The following is a 3,136-nucleotide window of genomic DNA, read 5'->3' as shown; positions in this document are numbered from 1 at the left end:
GCTCAGGGATGCCGGCGCCGGGCCTGTCGACATCGTGCGAGCGAACGAGCGCGGAGGAGGGCTCGGCCTGTTCATCCGCGGACTCGTGGGGCTCGACCGCTCCGCCGCCACGGAAGCCTTCGCGAACTACCTCGACGAGACCCGGTTCACTCTCGCGCAGGTGCGGTTCGTGGGACTCATCGTCGACGAACTCACCCGCAACGGCGTGATGGACCCTGGGCGTCTGTTCGAGGCGCCCTACACCGATCACGCGCCGACCGGCCCCGACGTGATCTTTGTGGATGCCGACGTCGACCGGATCGTGCGAACCCTGCGCGGCATCAACGCGACGGCCGTGCCTGCGTAGTTGCCGGCGATCAGCACATCGACAGCTTCGGATCATCCGATGCGCCCTCGCGCCCTGACTCGTGCACCTTCGATCGGCGGCGCCGATCACACGAAGGGCGCTGCACGTTGGCGCGGCCGACAGGACCCCGCGCAGGCTGAAGGGTGGCGCACATCGCGCGCGACAGCGAGGAGAAACACATGGCGAAGGTACTGCTGGTCCTCTATCCGGATCCCATCGACGGGTTCCCTCCGGACTATGCCCGCGACTCCATCCCGGTGATCGAGCACTATCCGAACGGGCAGACGCTGCCCACACCCGAAGCGGTCGACTTCGTGCCTGGCGAGATGCTCGGCAGCGTCTCCGGCGAACTCGGCCTGCGCACGTTCCTGGAAAATGCCGGGCACACCCTCGTGGTGACAAGCGATAAGGAGGGCCCGGACTCGGTGTTCGAGCGCGAGCTCCCCGATGCGGATGTAGTCATCTCGCAGCCGTTCTGGCCCGCGTATCTCACCCCGGAACGCTTGGCGAAGGCCGAGAAGCTGCAGATCGCAATCACCGCCGGCATCGGCAGTGACCACGTCGACCTCGCAGCGGCGAACCAGAAGGGGATCACCGTCGCCGAGGTGACCTACAGCAACAGCATCGGTGTCGCCGAACACACCGTCATGCAGGTGCTCGCTCTCGTCCGCGACTACCTGCCCCAGCACAGGATCGTCCTCGACGGCGGATGGAACATTGCGGATGCCGCGAAACGCTCGTACGACCTGGAGGGTATGGATGTCGGAGTCTTCGCGGCCGGCCGCATAGGGCGGGCTGTGATCGAACGGCTCGCCCCGTTCGGTGTGCGGCTGCACTACACCGACAGGTTCCGCCTGCCCTCGGATGTCGAGGAGAAGTACGGGCTGACCTTCCACGACGACATCCGCTCGCTCGTGAAAGAGATCGACGTGCTCGCCGTCCACGCCCCACTGACCGACGACACCCGTGGACTGTTGAACGACGAACTGCTCGCAACGATGCGTCGCGGCGCGTACATCGTCAATCCTGCGCGCGGAGCGATCGCTGACCGTGACGCGATCGTCCGCGCCTTGCAGAGCGGACAGCTGGCCGGGTATGCCGGTGACGTGTGGTTCCCGCAGCCCGCCCCCGCCGACCACCCCTGGCGCACGATGCCGCACCACGGGATGACCCCGCACACCTCCGGCACCTCGCTTCCCTCGCAGGCGCGATACGCAGCCGGAACGCGTGAGATCCTCGAGGACTTCTTCGCGGGGCGCGACATCCGGCCTGAGTATCTGATTACGAAGGGTGGGGGATACGCCGGAACCGGCGCCCACTCGTACGCGGGAAAGAAGTAGACCAGCGGGCACGGATGGAGGGCGCGCGGCATTCCCGGCCGGCGCGCCCTCCGCTCCGGCACACTTGAAGGTGGACAGCCCCGCACCGCCACCCGGGAGAGAGCATGCTGCTGACCCAGCTGGAGTACTTCGTCGCTCTCGCGCGCGAACGGCATTTCGGCCGTGCAGCATCGTCCGTGCACATCACGCAGTCGGCTCTGTCCGAGTCGATCCGCAAACTCGAAACCGAGCTGGGGGCGGCCCTCGTCAACCGAGGGCGCACGTTCGAAGGGCTCACCCCCGAGGGTGAACGGGTACTCGTGTGGGCGCGGAAGATGGTCGACGATCACCGCGCGCTCATCGACGAGGTCCACGCGAAGCCGCAGGAGTTGAGCGGGGAGGCCCGGATCGGTGTGATCCCGTCCGCAATTGCCGAAGCCGCAGACCTGGTCACCGATCTCGCTGCGGGTCACCCGCTGCTCACCGTTCGCTGCGACACCGGCCTCACCTCCGAGGAGATCATCGAGCAGATCCGCCGGTTCGAGCTGGATGCGGGACTCGTCCACCCGTCGGTGAACGGTGGCGACGGCGTGACGATCACGCCCGTCTCCGAGGAGCCGCTCGTGGTCGTTGCACACGAGAACCTGTTCCCGGCCGACTCCACGACCGTGCCGGCGCGGACACTGGCGACCATGCCCGTCTGCCTCCTGCGCGAGGGTATGCGCGGACGGCAGGTCTTGGATTCACGACTCGCAGAGCACGGCGTGGAACTACACCCCCGGGTCCAAACCGATTCCGTCGAAGAACTCGTCGCGCTGGCACACACCGGCAGCTGGGCGGCGGTGGTGCCCGCCAACGCGACCCGGGACCAGCCCCCGGGCATCCGCGCGCTCCCGCTCACCGACCCGGCCGTCACTCTCGCGATCGCGGTCGCGACCCGCCTCGAACAGCCTCAGCCTGCTCTCAGCCGTGCCATCCTGCGCGCCGCAAGCACGAGGCCGCGGACCCGCCGAGGCTGATCCGTCATCCGCGTCAGGTTTTGGGGCTCCGCGGTTTCTGGTGAGGGTAGCTCGGGTGGCATGACGCTGTGAGGTGGGTCGAGGCCCCGAGGATCCGTAGCGACGAAGCAGCCGCTCTTGTGCGGAGACCTCGACCTGTGTCTGACCCTACGTGGTGCGCCGTGCCGTATCGGCGCCGTGTCACAATCGTCCTCATGCAATGCGGATCAGGGTGTCGGGGTCGTAGGGTTCGCCCCGTTCAGGTGAGTCTCAATTGCTGATCTGCGGTGCCGCACCGATGGTGGCGGGGTTGTCGAGTTGGGCGACGGTGTACGCGGCGATGTCCGCACGAGTCACCGCGGCGCCGAGCTTGTCTTTCCCCGGGGTGCCGACGCGGAGGTTCCCTTTCGCGGGACCGTCTTTGGGGGCGAGGAACCGGACGATGGTCCACTCCAACCCGGAGTCGGCAATCA

4 protein-coding genes are annotated in these 3,136 nt (G+C 67.3%); 3 read left to right on the top strand and 1 reads right to left on the bottom strand.

The genetic code is table 11. The features are described from left to right. The 3 genes from ACK5KK_RS03855 to ACK5KK_RS03845 form a co-directional block, all read left to right on the top strand. A partial coding sequence (locus ACK5KK_RS03855) for a type I restriction-modification enzyme R subunit C-terminal domain-containing protein (protein ID WP_416888771.1) occupies positions 1–346 on the top strand: 346 nt, incomplete at its 5' end. 179 nt (positions 347–525) lie between these two features. Next, a complete protein-coding gene (locus ACK5KK_RS03850) occupies positions 526–1,686 on the top strand; it encodes an NAD-dependent formate dehydrogenase (protein ID WP_416888770.1) in 1,161 nt (386 codons plus the stop codon). Positions 1,687–1,790: 104 nt separating this feature from the next. Beyond that, positions 1,791–2,684, top strand: coding sequence for a LysR family transcriptional regulator (locus tag ACK5KK_RS03845; protein ID WP_416888769.1), 894 nt, complete (start codon positions 1,791–1,793; stop codon positions 2,682–2,684). A 249-nt stretch (positions 2,685–2,933) separates the two neighbouring features. Here ACK5KK_RS03845 and ACK5KK_RS03840 read toward each other — a convergent pair. Beyond that, on the bottom strand, positions 2,934–3,136 hold a 203-nt coding region (locus ACK5KK_RS03840; RefSeq protein WP_416888768.1), incomplete at its 5' end, for an NAD(P)H-binding protein.

The organism is Microbacterium sp. (genome assembly GCF_047972865.1).
In the GTDB taxonomy this organism is placed as follows: Bacteria; Actinomycetota; Actinomycetes; order Actinomycetales; family Microbacteriaceae; genus Microbacterium.
The sequence above is the reverse complement of the archived record's forward strand: the minus strand, read 5'-3'. Positions and strand labels throughout refer to the sequence as shown.

What these genes read in the sequence shown, in the direction of transcription:
- ACK5KK_RS03850 (WP_416888770.1), top strand. Translation starts at nt 526, where the DNA reads ATGGCGAAGGTACTGCTGGTCCTCTATCCGGATCCCATCGACGGGTTC.
- ACK5KK_RS03845 (WP_416888769.1), top strand. Translation starts at nt 1,791, where the DNA reads ATGCTGCTGACCCAGCTGGAGTACTTCGTCGCTCTCGCGCGCGAACGG.